This window comes from Ruegeria sp. YTSC199 (assembly GCF_059609725.1).
In genome coordinates, this window is sequence record NZ_JBXWMF010000006.1 from 122,239 (window position 1) to 138,210 (window position 15,972).

Annotated in this window: 17 protein-coding genes; 6 read left to right on the plus strand and 11 right to left on the minus strand. The window is 56.5% G+C overall.

Annotation, left to right across the window (positions count from 1 at the left end; translation table 11 throughout):
- Positions 1 to 184: 184 nt before the first annotated feature.
- From AC2FEE_RS07695 to AC2FEE_RS07710, 4 genes are all read right to left on the minus strand, one after another.
- Positions 185 to 973, minus strand: a complete 789-nt coding sequence (locus AC2FEE_RS07695; protein WP_496864184.1) for a lytic murein transglycosylase — start codon at positions 971 to 973, stop codon at positions 185 to 187.
- A gap of 66 nt (positions 974 to 1,039) precedes the next feature.
- Entirely contained in the window at positions 1,040 to 1,684 is a 645-nt protein-coding gene (locus tag AC2FEE_RS07700) for an MSMEG_1061 family FMN-dependent PPOX-type flavoprotein (protein WP_496864185.1), read from the minus strand.
- A gap of 102 nt (positions 1,685 to 1,786) precedes the next feature.
- Positions 1,787 to 3,193, minus strand: coding sequence for a type I glutamate--ammonia ligase (gene glnA, locus AC2FEE_RS07705; RefSeq protein WP_170325302.1), 1,407 nt, complete (start codon positions 3,191 to 3,193; stop codon positions 1,787 to 1,789).
- Between the two features lie 32 nt (positions 3,194 to 3,225).
- The gene (locus tag AC2FEE_RS07710; protein ID WP_170354532.1) at positions 3,226 to 3,564 is read right to left on the minus strand and encodes a P-II family nitrogen regulator; all 339 of its coding nucleotides are present in this window, start codon (positions 3,562 to 3,564) and stop codon (positions 3,226 to 3,228) included.
- A 169-nt stretch (positions 3,565 to 3,733) separates the two neighbouring features.
- On the opposite strand from AC2FEE_RS07710, the gene AC2FEE_RS07715 reads away from it, so the two are divergent.
- The 3 genes from AC2FEE_RS07715 (at position 3,734) to tig (ending at position 8,221) form a co-directional block, all read left to right on the plus strand.
- Positions 3,734 to 5,278: an NAD(P)H-hydrate dehydratase gene (locus AC2FEE_RS07715; RefSeq protein WP_496864186.1), complete on the plus strand. Its 1,545-nt coding sequence runs from the start codon at positions 3,734 to 3,736 to the stop codon at positions 5,276 to 5,278.
- Between the two features lie 304 nt (positions 5,279 to 5,582).
- On the plus strand, positions 5,583 to 6,707 hold the full coding sequence (locus AC2FEE_RS07720) for a porin (RefSeq protein ID WP_496864187.1): 1,125 nt from the start codon (positions 5,583 to 5,585) through the stop codon (positions 6,705 to 6,707).
- Positions 6,708 to 6,889: 182 nt separating this feature from the next.
- Positions 6,890 to 8,221: a trigger factor gene (tig, locus tag AC2FEE_RS07725; protein ID WP_496864395.1), complete on the plus strand. Its 1,332-nt coding sequence runs from the start codon at positions 6,890 to 6,892 to the stop codon at positions 8,219 to 8,221.
- A 100-nt stretch (positions 8,222 to 8,321) separates the two neighbouring features.
- Here tig and AC2FEE_RS07730 read toward each other — a convergent pair whose 3' ends face one another.
- From AC2FEE_RS07730 to rpsF, 6 genes are all read right to left on the minus strand, one after another.
- A complete protein-coding gene (locus tag AC2FEE_RS07730; protein WP_496864189.1) occupies positions 8,322 to 9,170 on the minus strand; it encodes an acyl-homoserine-lactone synthase in 849 nt (282 codons plus the stop codon).
- A 97-nt stretch (positions 9,171 to 9,267) separates the two neighbouring features.
- Positions 9,268 to 9,969 (minus strand): helix-turn-helix transcriptional regulator, encoded by a 702-nt coding sequence (locus AC2FEE_RS07735; protein WP_496864396.1) that lies wholly within the window; start codon positions 9,967 to 9,969, stop codon positions 9,268 to 9,270.
- 237 nt (positions 9,970 to 10,206) lie between these two features.
- Complete coding sequence (locus AC2FEE_RS07740) at positions 10,207 to 10,683, minus strand: transglycosylase SLT domain-containing protein (protein WP_496864190.1); 477 nt, start codon at positions 10,681 to 10,683, stop codon at positions 10,207 to 10,209.
- Between the two features lie 153 nt (positions 10,684 to 10,836).
- Positions 10,837 to 11,457 (minus strand): 50S ribosomal protein L9, encoded by a 621-nt coding sequence (gene rplI, locus AC2FEE_RS07745; protein ID WP_496864191.1) that lies wholly within the window; start codon positions 11,455 to 11,457, stop codon positions 10,837 to 10,839.
- 12 nt (positions 11,458 to 11,469) lie between these two features.
- Positions 11,470 to 11,697, minus strand: a complete 228-nt coding sequence (rpsR, locus tag AC2FEE_RS07750; RefSeq protein ID WP_005982441.1) for a 30S ribosomal protein S18 — start codon at positions 11,695 to 11,697, stop codon at positions 11,470 to 11,472.
- Between the two features lie 27 nt (positions 11,698 to 11,724).
- The gene (gene rpsF, locus AC2FEE_RS07755; RefSeq protein WP_496864192.1) at positions 11,725 to 12,078 is read right to left on the minus strand and encodes a 30S ribosomal protein S6; all 354 of its coding nucleotides are present in this window, start codon (positions 12,076 to 12,078) and stop codon (positions 11,725 to 11,727) included.
- Positions 12,079 to 12,360: 282 nt separating this feature from the next.
- Here rpsF and AC2FEE_RS07760 point away from each other — a divergent pair, with 282 nt between their 5' ends.
- The gene (locus AC2FEE_RS07760; RefSeq protein WP_496864194.1) at positions 12,361 to 12,879 is read left to right on the plus strand and encodes a hypothetical protein; all 519 of its coding nucleotides are present in this window, start codon (positions 12,361 to 12,363) and stop codon (positions 12,877 to 12,879) included.
- A 126-nt stretch (positions 12,880 to 13,005) separates the two neighbouring features.
- Entirely contained in the window at positions 13,006 to 13,578 is a 573-nt protein-coding gene (locus AC2FEE_RS07765; protein WP_496864196.1) for a YceI family protein, read from the plus strand.
- Between the two features lie 57 nt (positions 13,579 to 13,635).
- Here AC2FEE_RS07765 and AC2FEE_RS07770 read toward each other — a convergent pair whose 3' ends face one another.
- Entirely contained in the window at positions 13,636 to 14,862 is a 1,227-nt protein-coding gene (locus tag AC2FEE_RS07770; RefSeq protein WP_496864198.1) for a cytochrome b/b6 domain-containing protein, read from the minus strand.
- A gap of 170 nt (positions 14,863 to 15,032) precedes the next feature.
- Between AC2FEE_RS07770 and fabD the strand changes: the two genes are divergently transcribed.
- Entirely contained in the window at positions 15,033 to 15,971 is a 939-nt protein-coding gene (gene fabD / locus AC2FEE_RS07775) for an ACP S-malonyltransferase (protein WP_496864199.1), read from the plus strand.
- Position 15,972 lies beyond the last annotated feature (1 nt).

Here is a 15,972-nt window from a genome sequence, read left to right on the forward strand (position 1 = left end):
CGTACCTTGTCCTGAGAAACAGGTTAACAACGGATATGGGGCAGATTTTGGCAAAAATGGAAAAAAATGAAAAATCAGAAGGATTGATTACTCTTTGGAAACCTAGACATTTTAGGGGCCATTTAACGTCTGTGGCAATAATGTGGCCGGATTGCGGTGGCTTGGCGTTGGAAAATGGTGCGTCTCACCCGTCGATTCGGGCAGCCATGATTGCGATGGATTGCTGATAGACCGAGGCCGCGTTCCATTCCTGAATCACCTTGAAATTGGGTTGCCCCAGTTGATAGCCGCGCCCCGGTTTCCACCCTTTTTGACGAAGAAAATTCGCGGTTGAGGCTAGTGCATCGGTCATATTGTAGAAATCCACACGGCCGTCGCCGGTGGCATCGACCCCATAGACCAGTGCATTGCCCGGCAAGAATTGAGTGTGCCCCAATTCGCCGTGTTTCGCCCCTTTGGTGGCGGTCGTAATGCTGCCTTGATCGACCAACTTCAGTGCCCCGATAGCATGGGGGATAAAGAACTCGGATCGGCGACAATCATAGGCCAATGTCGTGATTGCGGAAACAACCTGACTGTCGCCCATAAAATTCCCGAACCCGGTTTCCATTCCGTGAATGGCAATCAGCACGCCGCTGGGGACACCGTATTGCCGTTCCAGAGCGGCGTAGAATTGCGGGTTGCGTGCCTTACGCTTGCGCCCCTGTGCCACGATAGTATCGGCACCGCGCACACGCATGAATTTGTCCAGGGAGTATTTGAAGCTTTTTTGATTGCGGTCCGCCGCGATAGTGCGCGTGGCATATTGGGTTTGCGCCAGGGCTTGCAGCCCTTTCTTTTTCACACCAGCCCGCTTTGCCTGCCTCGCGAAATCCTGCTTCCAGGCCTCGAAGCCGCTGCTGGTGTTGCCACAGGGGGCAGCTGTAGCAAGCGTTGGCAGAGACAGGGCGAATATCAAGGCAAATCGAAACATCAGCGAAATCCAGTCAAATAATGGCTGCGATCAAGGGTAAGCTGCATCTTGCGATCCGCAAAGAAGTTAATAAAGGTCCAGCTCTCCGGTATCTTTCAGAGATTCGAACCACTCCTCGGGCGTTTTGTCGATTTTGGCGTGTTTGACCATCATCGCGTTCATATTCGGCAGGTTCGACGAATCCGGCCATTTTTCGGGCTGCCACAGATTCGAACGGACGACGCATTTGGGGCAATGGGCGAACACTGTTTCGACATAGATCAGCAGGGCCAGCTTGGGCGCATGATCGTTCACCGCCATTCCGTTCAACAACTCAGGGTCGGCGCAGATCCGGGCGGTGCCGCGAATGCGCAGTGTTTCCATCTTGCCGGGGACAAAGAAAATCAGGCTGACGCGCGGGTCCAGCAGGACGTTGTGAAAGGTGTCCACGCGCTTGTTGCCTGGCCGGTCCGGGATGGCGATCAGCGTGTCCGAAATGACCTGAACGAAACCTGCCGGGTCTCCGCGCGGCGAAACATCCAGATGACCGCCCGGATTGGCCGAAGCGATCAGGCAAAATGGTGAGGCCGCGATAAAGTCGCGGCACATCTGGTCCAGCGCCGATATTTCCTTGGCGACGATCTGGGGCAGAGGGGCACCGGTTATACGCTCGAGTTCTTCTTCCGAGGTCACGAAGTTCGAGTATTGCGAGAAGGGGTCGTCAGTTGGCATTGAGTCTCTCCTGACCGGAACGGTCACAAGTGTGAAAGATCGCGCCAAACGAAACAAGGGCGCCCGATTGGACGCCCTTGAAGATGTGAACCCAGAACCGGATTAGCAGCTGTAGTACATGCCGTATTCAACCGGGTGCGGGGTGTGCTCGTAGGTTTCGACCTCTTCCATCTTCAGTGCGATGTAGCCGTCGATCTGGTCTTTGGTGAACACGTCGCCCTGCAGCAGGAAGTCGTGATCGGATGCCAGGGCTTCCAGTGCCTCACGCAGCGAGCCGCAGACGGTCGGGATGTCGGCCAGTTCTTCGGCAGGCAGATCGTACAGGTTCTTGTCCATGGCTTCGCCCGGATCGATCTTGTTCTTGATGCCGTCCAGACCGGCCATCAGCAAAGCGGCAAAGGCCAGGTAGGGGTTTGCGGCCGGATCGGGGAAGCGAGCCTCGACGCGCTTGGCTTTCGGGCTTTCGGTCCACGGAATACGGACACAACCCGAACGGTTGCGGGCCGAGTAGGCGCGCAGAACGGGGGCCTCAAAACCGGGGATCAGACGCTTGTAGCTGTTGGTCGCCGGGTTGGTGAAGGCGTTCAGGGTTTTGGCGTGCTTCAGGATGCCGCCGATGAAGTACAGCGCTTCGTCCGACAGGTCAGCATACTTGTCGCCGGCAAACAGAGGCTTGCCGTCTTTCCAGATCGACATGTTGACGTGCATGCCGGTGCCGTTGTCACCAGCGATCGGCTTCGGCATGAAAGTGGCCGATTTGCCGTAGGCGTGCGCAACGTTGTGGATAACGTACTTGTATTTCTGCAACTCATCGGCCTGTTTGGTCAGGCTGTCAAAGATCAGACCCAGCTCGTGCTGACACGAGGCAACCTCATGGTGGTGCTTGTCGACCTTCATGCCCAGACGCTTCATGGTCGACAGCATTTCCGAACGCAGGTCCTGTGCTTCGTCGATGGGGTTGACCGGGAAGTAGCCGCCCTTGACGCCCGGACGGTGGCCCATGTTGCCCATCTCGTACTCGGTGTCGGTGTTCCACGACGCATCGGTTGCATCAACTTCGTAGGATACCTTGTTGATGCTGTTAGAAAAACGTACGTCGTCGAACAGGAAGAACTCAGCTTCGGGGCCCATATAGGCAACGTCGCCGATACCCGATGCTTTCAGATAAGCCTCGGCTTTCTGGGCGGTACCACGCGGGTCACGCTCATAGGCTTCGCCGGTGTCCGGCTCGACAACCGAGCAGTGGACGCAGATGGTTTTCTCGGCGTAGAACGGATCGACATAGGCACTGTCGGTATCGACCATCAGTTTCATGTCCGATGCTTCGATCGACTTCCAGCCCGCGATGGACGAACCATCGAACATGAAGCCTTCTTCCAGAAAATCCTCGTCAACCTGATCTGCCATCAGGGTCACGTGCTGCAGCTTGCCGCGCGGGTCGGTAAAGCGAACATCGACGTATTCGGCGCCTTCGTCTTTGATCAGCTGAAGAACTGCGTCCTTGCTCATACTCTCTATTCCTCTGATTTGAGTGCGTTCGATTACAGGGCTTCCGAACCGGTCTCACCGGTACGGATGCGAATGGCTTGTTCAACGGGCGAAACAAAGATCTTGCCATCGCCGATTTTGTCCGTCTTAGCCGCAGAGACGATGGCGTCGATGGCGGCATCGACCTGATCGTCATCCAAAACGACCTCGACTTTCACCTTGGGCAGAAAGTCCACGACGTATTCCGCGCCACGATAGAGTTCGGTGTGGCCTTTCTGACGGCCAAAACCTTTGACTTCGATCACGCTGAGGCCCTGGACACCCACGTCCTGCAGCGCCTCTTTCACTTCGTCCAGTTTGAACGGCTTGATGATCGCTTCGATCTTCTTCATCCCGGGCTCCCTATAACTCTTGTCAGGATGGCACTGATCACGTCTAAGATCGGTCGGCAATCTGATTGCGAAAATGGCGGCGCGCGCGTGCCGAGAAAACAGGCGGCAGGTGAAATTTTGATCGACTTGCACAAAAAGTAATCAAAATTGAATCGCTGGGGGATTTGAGATGACGGAATTGCTGACTGCTGCGCAAATGCGAGCGATTGAACAAGCCGCAATTGAGTCCGGCAAGGTGACTGGGCTGGAGCTGATGGAGCGGGCCGGGCAGGGCGTTGTCGAGGCTATTTATGAAGAGTGGCCTAAACTGGCGAAATCAGCTGGCCGGGCGGTGGTTTTGTGCGGGCCGGGGAACAATGGCGGCGACGGTTTTGTTGTAGCTCGCCTACTGAACGAACAGGGGTGGAAGGTCTCGGTTTTTCTGTACGGCGACCCCGAGAAATTGCCGCCCGATGCACGTACGAACTATGAACGCTGGCGCGAGTTGGGTGCTGTTGACGATCTTCGAAGCAAGGGTTCACTTTCAAGAAATGAAGAACCGGATCTCATCATTGACGCTGTTTTTGGAACCGGGCTGGTTCGCCGTATTGAAGGAGAGCTTGCGCAAGTTTTGCAGTCATTTGATGCCTTGATCGAAACAAGGGGTATCAAAGTTGTCGCCATCGATGCTCCGTCGGGGCTTTGTTCAGATAGTGGCAAGTCGCTTGGTGTGTTCGCAGTCGCTGATCTGACGGTCGCATTTCACCGAGCTAAGCGGGGTCATTACCTTGACCGCGGACCAACTCAATCGGGTCGGCTATTCGTAAAATCTATTGGATTAAGTGAAGTCTGGAATGAGCAGGCAGACGGGGCGATCTTAGATTTGACTGAGGGCGCAACGAAACGTTTGAGAAAATTACCTCAGACGCACAAGTATTCAAACGGCCACGCCCTTATCCTCTCCGGTGGCGCGGGCAAAACCGGCGCGGCGCGTTTGGCTGCGCGCGGGGCACTGCGGATTGGCGCCGGGTTGGTGACGTTGGGGGTGCCTCCAGCCGCGCAGATGGAGGTCGCGGCGCACGTGACCGCGATCATGTTGCAGCGGGTTGAGGGCGCGGATGGCCTGACAGGCGTGCTGAAGGACGAACGGCTGAATGCTCTGTGTCTCGGTCCGGGATTGGGCATAGAGCGTGCGCGGGAATTGGTGCCAGCTGCCCTAAAGGCTGAACGTGCAACGGTTCTGGATGCCGACGCGCTGACTGCGTTTGCGGATGATCCGGCGGTGCTGTTCTCACAACTGCATGAACACTGTGTACTGACGCCGCATGGGGGAGAATTCTCGCGGCTGTTCCCGGATATTGCTGAGAAGTTGGCGGTAACACCCACCACAGGCCCGGCGTATTCCAAGGTGGATGCCACCCGTGAGGCGGCGAAACGGGTAGGGTGTGTGGTGCTGTTCAAAGGGCCGGACACGGTGATCGCCGCGCCGAACGGTCAATGTTCGATCAATGCGGCTTTCTACGAACGCGCCGCTCCGTGGTTGGCAACCGCAGGATCGGGCGATGTGCTGGCCGGGTTCATTGCGGGATTGCTGGCCCGTGGTTTCAACCCGATGCAGGCGGCGGAAACGGCAGCTTGGCTGCATGTGGAGTGCGCGCGTGCATTTGGCCCGGGTTTGATTGCTGAAGACTTGCCCGAACAACTGCCTAAGATATTTAAAGAACTGAATGCTTGATTGTTTGAGCGGTAATTGGCCGATCTGCCCGGCGATCGGCGGCAACTGGCCGATGGGTTTGTGTTGCGATCAAAGCGAGTGTTTGCCAGTCGCATGGCTGGGCGTCAGAATTCCTTAGGAGTGGATCTCTGGCTGCGGTGTTGTCGCAGATAAATTGTTGATTAAAATAGAAATTACGTCCAGCTTTCGCGATCTGAGTGGCAGGTTTGCAATACTTCGAAAGTATCGGTTTCGACTGCTGGAACGTCAGCGATAACTACGCGATTCAGGGGCAACGGAAGCCGGAATTTTGAAGGTGAATGAAATGACGCAGAAACTAAAACTGTCCTCAATGGCGGCTGTGCTGGCCGCGACAACGGCAATTCCTGCCGCAGCCGAGTTGAAATACGAAAATAACAGCGGCGGCTATGTGCTGTTGTACGGTCAACTCGATCCGGCCATCGTGTCTGTCGATGACGGCGAAGAAACAGAGACTCGTTTGCTGGACAACGACCTTTCCAACAGCCGCGTTGGCCTGCGGCTGATGCAGCCCTACGGAAGCAACGAGTTCATGTTCCGCTTTGAAACTGGGCTGGGTCTTCCAAGCACCGGAACGGCCAACCAGGATGGTACCAATACCAACGGTTGGACCCGTGAAGACATCCGCCACGTCGATTTCTCGTTGAAGGGTGGTTACGGCAAGTTCTCGGCCGGTCAAGGAAGCATGGCCTCGGACGGGGCCGCCGAGGTTGACCTGTCCTATGTCGGAACGGCTTTGTATTCGTTCACTAACGATGAAAACGGTGCCTTCTTCTATCGCGGGACAGACGGTATCCTGAGCGATATCACCGTGGGTGACTCGTCCAGCAACTTTGATGGCGCGCGTCGCGGGCGTATTCGCTATGACACGCCCGATTTCAACGGGTTCTCGGCCGCGATTGCCTATGGTCAGAATATCCTGTCCAGCAGCGATGATGACGACTATTACGATATCGCGATTTCTTATGGCAACACATTCGCCAACGGCGTCGAGTTTGCAGCCAGTGTGGCATATGCGGTCCGCGACTTCGACGATAGTTCGGGTGAGCGGAAGGATACAATCGGGTCCGCTTCGGTTCTGTTGCCCAGCGGGTTCAGCTTTACGGCCGCATTGGGTACGCGTGACGACACGGCGACAGGGGCCAGCGATCCTGACTATTGGTACACCAAGCTGGCCTATGAAGGAGACTGGGTGTCCTGGGGCAAAACCGGTGTCGGTATCGACTATTTCGATGGATCGGACTTCGAAAACTCCGGATCCAGCACCAAATCCTGGGGCATCGCTGTAGTGCAGCGCATCGACAGCATCAATACCGATGCGTACCTGAAATATCGTAATCATGACTTCGACGACACGGTCAACTTTGACAACAACGAAGCATGGGTTTTGGGCGCGCTCTGGAAGTTCTGATCCAGCCCAAATGACAAACAAGCGCCCCGGTTCTGTCCGGGGCGTTTTTTTGTTCAAATCGGCGGTAAAACAAGACCGATTGGGCATTGCCCCCTTGCACGTGGGCGGCTGGGCAAATAGAAGGCGTCAAATTTGCCCGGCGCGCCGTTTTGCGCGCCCCGAATCCTATGGGGACTACCATAATGCAGGTTACCGAGACGCTGAACGAAGGTCTGAAACGCGGTTACAACATCGTCGTATCCGCGGCTGAGCTGGACGACAAAGTGAATGAAAAGCTGGTCGAGGCGCAGCCTGAAGTCGAGATGAAGGGTTTCCGCAAAGGCAAGGTGCCGATGGCACTGCTGAAAAAGCAGTTTGGTCAGCGCCTGCTGGGTGAAGCGATGCAGGAAAGCATCGACGGTGCCATGAACCAGCACTTTGAAGACAGTGGCGAGCGTCCGGCGCTGCAGCCCGAAGTCAAAATGACAAACGAAGATTGGAAAGAAGGCGACGACGTTCACGTCGAAATGTCCTATGAGGCACTGCCCGAGATTCCGGAAGTTGACCTGAAGTCGGTCGAGCTGGAAAAACTGGTCGTCAAAGCCGACGAAGCTGCCATCGAAGAAGCGCTGGGCAGCCTGGCCGAAACCGCTCAGGACTTCAAAGCGCGCCGCAAGGGCTCCAAAGCCAAGGACGGTGATCAGGTCGTGATCGACTTTGTTGGCAAAGTGGACGGCGAAGAGTTCGAAGGTGGTTCGGCTGAAGACTATCCGCTGGTTCTGGGTTCCAACAGCTTCATCCCCGGCTTCGAAGAGCAACTGGTTGGCGTGAAGGCCGAGGAAGAAAAAGACGTCAACGTCAATTTCCCTGAAGAATATGGTGCCGAGCATCTGGCCGGTAAAGACGCTGTCTTCACCTGCACCGTGAAAGAGGTGAAAGAGCCCGTCGCGGCCGAGATCAATGACGAGTTGGCCACCAAGTTTGGCGCCGAGGATCTGGAAGCGCTGAAAGGCCAAATCGCCGAGCGTCTGGAAGCTGAATACGCTGGTGCATCGCGCGCGGTTATGAAGCGCGCGCTGCTGGATATTCTGGACGAGAAGGTTTCTTTCGACTTGCCGCCGTCGCTGGTTGAAGCAGAAGCCAAGCAGATTGCGCATCAGTTGTTCCACGAGGAAAACCCGGACGTGGAAGGCCACGACCACGGTGAGATCGAGCCCACCGACGAACATAACAAGCTGGCTGAGCGCCGCGTGCGTCTGGGCCTGCTGCTGGCCGAACTGGGTCAGAAGGCCGAGGTCGAGGTTACTGATGCTGAAATGACCCAGGCGATCATGAACCAGGCGCGTCAGTACCCTGGCCAGGAACGTCAGTTCTTTGAGTTCGTGCAGCAGAACGCTCAGATGCAGCAGCAACTGCGCGCGCCGATCTTTGAAGACAAGGTTATCGACTACATCGTCGAGCTGGCTCAGGTCGCGGACAAGGAAATCAGCAAAGACGACCTGCAAAAAGCCGTTGAGGCACTGGAAGAGGAGTAATCCTCTTCCGCCCATCTACAACATGGGCACCAATAAAAGCGGAGCCGCCTGACAATCAGACGGCTCCGGTGGATGGCTTTTGTACTATGAGGTGAGGGGGTCAGGCCTCATGAGCAAAAGCACGGGGGGTACTTAGCAGAGCGATTTTCTGCTCTGGCGTGAAACGGTCCGAAAGAGCCTCGATCAATTTCAGCACATCGTTGACCTCTTCTTTCGTCCTTGCCGAATGCATCTGTTCGACAAAGTACTTTTCAAGCTCGGTCAGTGGCTGATGATCTACATTGGCTGGAGATTCGGTCTGGCTGCGGGCGAAAAGTGCAAGGGCCTGTTCCTCTGTCAGAAAGACATCATGTTCGATCCCCGCATAATCGCGAATACCCGTGATGCGCTCGTCCGAACAATCCATCATCGCAGCCATTGCAACCACCTTGCCCATCGGTTTGGCGGTGCCGAGGTAGTCATAGGGTGCGTTGCCCGATCGCTTCAGGACGCGGTTCATGACCGGATCAATCACCGCGATTGAATCCAGCACACCAGCTGTTTTTGCGTATTCGAACGAACCGATCATGACTTCGCTGGTGACATAGGAAACTGAGTTCTTGCCGCGTCCGCGGCCAAGTTTTTTAGTGTCGACGCAAAACCGTGTCGCCTCCCAAACCTGGGAACTGCGCAGCGGCGGTTCGCCGTCCAGAATTGAATGGAACACGTCCGACAACATGTGCGGCCCTGTGGTTTGCAACAGGCGCATGCACCCAACGACGTCCCCCTCGTCGTTGATGCTGACCACGTGTGCAGGATTCAGGTCGTCGAACATGTCCCGTTCACGACCATCCGCGATGTTGACTTCCCAGCCCAAACGATCTCCGAACACGCGTGCCCGCAGTTTGAACATATCGTCCAGGACGTCTTTAAACTTATGTTGGTTAATACCATCAATTACGATGATCATTTCCATCCCCCTACAGTCTGGTTACCGTGACTCAAGAGTTAACCAAGTCGTGAACAGAAACCATTGGGGATTTCCCGTATTTTTGTGGTTTTTTCGCTTACCCAGGCGCAATTAAGCCCAGACCAATGGCCCTGCCTATGGCCTGTGGTGTGGTTAACGCACCCAGTTTTTCGCGACCCGAGCGCATGTGAACCTCGACGGTTCGATGCGAAATCGACAGAATGTCGCCGATATCCTGCTGAGATTTACCCTCGGCCACCCATTGCAGGATTTCTTTTTCGCGCGTGGAAAGAGAAGGCAAGTATAGCGCTTTGGCGAGCACGCCAGACTGCATGGTCGTGTCATGTGCATGTACGGCGGCCATTTGAAGATCGCCCATCACGTGTTTTTTGAGTGATTCCCACTCATGATCTGAGCAATCCCGGGTAACATTGAGCAGTCCACATTCGCCATACGGGCCCCGGACCGGGACCGTTAATCCCCTGGGAGTAATGCCAAAATCATGCGCATCGCGAAAAACAGCATGAAATTTTTCGTCGTGATTAAACCGTCCCCAATCAACCGGAGCGATACTTAGCAAGGATTGATAAATGGTCGGATCAAAATGGTGATAGCCGTGGCTTCCATAGTGAATTTTCCACTCGTCGGGATAGTTTGCATATCCCTGAACGTCCCCTTTGACAGGGTTCATCGTGGCATAGGACGCATAGTCGAAGCCGAGTTCCTCGCAGACAGAGTTTATGATATCTGCGGTCGACTTCTCCTGATGGTCGAGCGCGGCCAAGTCTATGAGTTTCACCTGTCCAACCTTTGTGCGGCACTTCTCATCCCCCAAAGTGCCAAGTCCGTCCGAATTCATGTCCACGTTGCGACAACCAATGCATTAAGTGCAAGGGTAATGTTCGTATCGCACAGGCTTAATGCGTGCTTCGCGCAACAGAAGACAGCGAATCCTCCCAATTTCGGAGGAAATCCACCTAATTTGACGCGAATTCGCGTCGGATGTCCATGATTATTGCCCAAGAGGCACTGGCTGCTATTGAGGCTGTAGTCCGGTTTCGACCAACATGCCCCGCGCTTTGGCTTCTGGATAATACCCTTTGGCATACAGAAATATCGCCCGTTGCTGGTCACCGTCCGACAGCAGCCACGCACCGCGCAGGTATTTGCCCGCAAATTCGAGGTTGGTATCCGCGTCCAGCAGTCCCTGTGAATTTCCGGAATAGCCCATCGAGCGTGCTGTGGCGGGCAGGATCTGCAACAGGCCGTAATAGGGACGGTTCACGGCCCAGGGTCGATGGGTGCTTTCCCGGATCGCCAGCTTGTGCACCAACTCGCGCGGAACCTCGTAGTGATCCGCCCAACGGTTGATTGAAGCACGCAACTCGGGCGTCTCGTTGGGGTATAGCGGGGGATCGAACGCATCCTGTGTCGGCGTGTCCGGCCCGCCGCAGGCAGCGAGGGGAGCTGTCAAGAAAAAGGCCAAGACGCTGCGGCGCAAGAAAGATGTCATCTGTGTACTCCGAAATTCAGGCTGCGATGATAGGAAACACGAAGACGCATGCAAGCGTAAGTCCAATGTCTAGCTGAATTTTGCTCGTTTGGCGTGTGTATAAAAAAAGGCCGCACAATTCGTGCGGCCTTGTCAAAACTCACTTCAGCCGGATTAGGCTTTGGCTTCGTCTTCTTCTGCCGGTGCTTCTTCGGCGACCAGTTCTTCGTCTTCCGAAGCGGCGGAACCGATGTCGTCGAACAGTTCGGCGATCTCGAATTCGGCAGCGGCTTCTTCTTCAGCGGCCAGTTCTTGGATCGATTTGCCCGACGCCTGCAGTTCGGCTTCTTCTTCCGAACGGGCGACGTTCATCTTGATCTCAACTTCGACCTCGGGGTGCAGTTTGACTGCCAGCGAGTGCAGACCCAGTTCCTTGATCGGTGCGATCAGGGCGATCTGTTTCTTGTCGACGGTGAAACCAGCCTCGGTTGCGGCGTCTGCGGCGTCACGCGGGGTGACCGAACCGTACAGAGCGCCGGCATCCGATGCCGAGCGGATCACGATGAACTGCTGACCGTCCAGCTTTTCAGCCAGTGCTTCAGCTTCTTTCTTGGTTTCCAGGTTGCGAGCCTCAAGTTGCGCTTTCTGGGCTTCGAACGACGCGATGTTGGCATTCGATGCGCTCAGTGCTTTACCTTGGGGCAGCAGGAAGTTGCGGGCGTAGCCAGACTTGACGTCAACGACGTCGCCCATCTGACCCAGTTTCGCAACGCGTTCCAGAAGGATAACTTGCATATCAGTCTCTCCTTACTTCACGGCGTAGGGCAGCAGGGCGAGGAAGCGGGCGCGCTTGATAGCACGGGCCAGTTCACGCTGCTTTTTTGCCGAAACGGCGGTGATGCGCGAAGGAACGATCTTGCCACGCTCAGAGATGTAGCGCTGCAGCAGACGGGTGTCTTTGTAATCGATCTTCGGCGCGTTGTCGCCCGAGAACGGGCAGACCTTGCGGCGGCGGAAAAATGGTTTTGCGGCCATGGTTTAAGTCCTTTCGTCAGGCGTTGATCAGCGGCGCTCGCGGCGGCCTTCGCGCTCGTCGCGCTTCTGCATCTGGACCGAGGGGCCCTCGTTGTGCTCGTCGACCTTGATGGTCAGAACGCGCATGACGTCTTCATGCAGGCGCATCAGGCGCTCCATTTCCTGAACGGCGCCAGCGGGGGCGTCGGTCTTCAGGAAGGAATAGTGACCCTTGCGGTTTTTGTTGATCTTGTAGGCCATCGTCTTTACGCCCCAATACTCGCTGTCGACGACGTTGCCGCCGTTGTCCGCCAGTACGGTGCCGAAATGTTCGACGAGGCTTTCTGCCTGCGCGTTGGACAGGTCCTGACGCGCGATCATTACATGCTCATACAGTGGCATGTGCACTCCTGTTTTTATCAAGGCGCATTTCATAGGCTGGGCCATTTGTCCTTCGCGACCCTGCCACGAGAGGCTGCGCGATTCATGTGATTTGCGAAGGATGGCCCCATATACACGTTTCAGCCTGAGGGGCAAGCCCTGCCACAGGTGCCTTGTAGAAGTCGTGCTATTTCCATTGCGCTGCCCAAATCCTGACGTTTTTCGGCTCAAAGTTGTTTTCATACCGGGGATTAACCGGAGAAACCGGACCCAGGACGGCAACCTGAAAACAGGGTGAAAGATATGACCGCGATGAATACGAATACATTCGAAGAGTCCGCAAACGCCGCGAACTATGAGAAATCTGTGCCAGTGCTGATCGGGTTCGAGCCGAACTGGAAGGTCCGAATGGTTCTGGCGCGCGTTGCAGGGGCGTTTCTGATCGTGATGGCGTTTTCAATGTGGCTGATGGAGAGTTCTGCCATGGCGACCGAGGTCTGGCCGATCAAACTGGCCGCGTCGCTGATGTTTCTGCTGGTCGGGGTCAGCCTGTTGACTATTCAAATCCTCGATGCCCGCCCTGATGCCTATTTTGACCCAATCCGCCGCGAGGTCCGGGTGCTGCAAAAGAACGAAAACGGACGACCGCAAACCGTTCTGCGCCGTAGCTATGACACGTTGGGTGGCGCGCGCTTTGCCGACGAACAGGTCGAGCTGTTCGATGTTGATGGCAGCCTTCTGATGAAGCTGCCGTTGCAATCGGCGGATGTCAGCCGAGCGCTTAAGGGACAACTGAGCGGAAGTGTAACAATCTTCGCCTAAGATTTATTCTGTTCACTAAAGAACAGAAACTGTGAGAGAATGATACTTGTGTGCTGCCTTTAGGCAGCACATTTTTGTTACCGAGCAACCAAACAGGTTTGCATTCACAAAATTGCGGAGATTGTCATGAAATCCACCCTTCTTGCTGCTGCACTGGCCGTTTCGGCGACCTCGGCGTTTGCGAGCGCCGAGAAATACACTCTGGACCCCAGCCACAGCCAGGTTGTCTTCAGCTATAACCACCTCGGTTTCTCGACCACAACCGGCATGTTCTCGGGCTTTGAAGGCGAGATCATGTTCGATCAGGAAGACCCTGCCTCATCCAGCGTTTCCGTTTCGATGCCCGTGGTCGAGATTTTCACCGGTTGGAAACCGCGCGAAGATCACTTCATGACCGAGGATTTCTTCGGTGTGGCCGAAGGTGACATGATCACCTTTACCTCGACCGGTATCGAAGTTACCGGCGAAGGCACCGCCAACATTACTGGCGACCTGACCATGAACGGTGTGACCAAATCGGTCGTACTAGATGCCAAACTTAACCAAGTGGCTGAGCACCCGATGGCGAACAAGCCCTGGGCGGGCTTCGATGCGACCACCACGCTGGTACGCAGCGATTTCGAACTGGGCCAATTCGCGCCGTTCGTCAGCGATGAAGTCGAAGTCCGGATTTCGATCGAGGCACAGAAAGCTGAATAAGCCGGTTTTGATTCTCTGAAATGAAGCCGCCGGGGTGTTGCCCCGGCGGTTTTTATTTTAGCTCTGTCGTTCGGCAGTCAGGTTGATTGAGACCACGACCCCAAAGCCCAGCGATTCTTCGGTTGGTTGAGAGGTGCCAACGTCAAAATCCAGACGGTTCAACTCCAGTTCTCCGACCATGGCGGCGGTGTTCTCCTGCAGGTCGAGAGTAAACGGTAGCGCGACGCCCACCGATTTGTCGCGGATTGTCAGGGGGCCACGTGCCTCATACCCGGTGTCCGTCTTGTAGATGTCAGCTCTGAATTGGGCGGTCGGGAACTGAGCGCTGTCAAAGAAATCGGCGGCCATGGCCTGATCTGTCACCGTTCCCAAAGTCAGTGACGTTATTGAGATTGTGACGTCCACGGTACCAGCCAGCCCCGGTTCCGCCGGATCTTCAAACGCGATCGCGGCCGTCCAGTCGGCGAAACGGCCGGTCACGGGGCTGCCCAATTGGGTGATAGTGATGGACAGGTCACCGTCCTGCACCTGCCAGTCCGACTGCACTTCGATCAGTTCGGCCGTGTCGGTCGCCGCGGCGGAGTGGTCCGAGAAGATGCCGATTGACCAACCACCGGTCAAAACCGCCACCCAAACCGCCAGTGCCGCGACAGCCGGGATCATTGAGTGGTGCTGAACGGGCGGCTCAGGCGCATCCGATTGGCCGGGCAACATGCGGCGCAAGGTGCTGTCCTTGTCGACCACATGGTGCTTGAGAGCCCCGGCAATATGCAGGACCAGGGACCCAACCAGAACCCAGATGAACAGCCAGTGTAGGCCGGACGTCACCTCGGAAACAAAGGGCGACTTGGGCACGAAAGGCAGGTTTTGCCCAAAGGGCCACAGGATCGGCGCGAACCCTTCTGAAGCGGCGTGATGCAGCCAACCCGTCAGCGGCACCAGAACCAGCGAGGCATAGAGCATCCAGTGAACGGTCTCGGCGGCGAAGGCCTCGGGTTTATTCTCGGCATTCAGCAGTCCTGGTTTGGTTTGCGTTACAGCCCACAGGATGCGGGCAAGAGCGACAAAGAAAACGGTGATACCCACGGTCTTGTGCAAGGAGAACAGGCGGGTCGCCCGGGCAATATCGTCCTCGGTGGTCGGAATCGAGGGGTCATAGATCGCGTGGGCCAGATCATTGGCGATCCATCCCAGCGGTAACGCCGTAAAGATCAGCAGGGCGGTCAGCCAGTGGAACGTCTTGGTCACGCTGCCATAGCTGGAAAAGGTATTGGTTGAGGGCATTTGTTGCTCCTGGCTGGGGTAGCTGGGTTCAACCTAAAGCCATGGGATCAGGACTCAATAGCGGGATGCGCACATAAAAAGTGCCACAGTGCAGAGGTCATGCAATGCTTGTGCCGCGTCCGCGCTCGGTTTACACCCCCCGGCAACCTAACGTCATCCAAGAGGTCGCAATGACACGCGCATTCGTTTTTCCCGGGCAGGGCGCCCAAACCATCGGGATGGGCAAGGCTCTGGCCGAGGCCTACCCGGCAGCTCAGGCTGTGTTCGACGAGGTCGACGAGGCGCTGGGTGAAAAGCTGAGCAGCCTGATCTGGGAAGGTGACATCGCGGACCTGACGCTGACGCAAAATGCGCAGCCGGCGCTGATGGCAACCTCGATCGCCGCCATGCGCGCGCTGGCCGCCGAGGGCGTTTCGGTGACCGATGCGGCCTTTGTCGCGGGGCACTCGCTGGGCGAATATTCGGCGCTGGCCGCTGCCGGTGCGCTGTCCGTTGCCGATACGGCCCGTCTGCTGCGCACCCGTGGTCAGGCAATGCAAAGCGCCGTGCCAGTAGGCGAGGGCGCAATGGCAGCCATTCTCGGCCTTGATCTGGACGCCGTGCGCGCAGTTGCCGAAGAGGCGGCGCAGGGAGAGGTCTGTCAGGCTGCAAATGACAACGACCCGACGCAGGTTGTGGTCTCGGGCTCCAAAGCCGCCGTCGAGCGTGCGGCAGAGATCGCCAAGGAAAAGGGTGCCAAGCGCGCTGTGATGCTGCCGGTGAGCGCTCCGTTCCATTGCGCGCTGATGCAACCTGCCGCTGATGTGATGGCCGAAGCTCTGGCCACCGTTGAAATCAAGGCGCCCGCCGTGCCGCTGGTTGCGAACGTGCGTGCTGCAGCCGTTACTGACCCAGACCTGATCCGTCAGTTGCTGGTCGAGCAGGTCACAGGCTCGGTCCGCTGGCGCGAAAGCGTGCAGTACATGGCCGCGCAGGGCGTGACTGAGGCGTGGGAGATCGGCGCGGGTAAAGCGTTGTCGGGCATGATCCGCAAAATCGACCGCGACATCGCAGGCAAGGCCGTTGGCACGCCGGAAGACGTGCAAAAGGTCACCCGGGCCGAATTGTAAG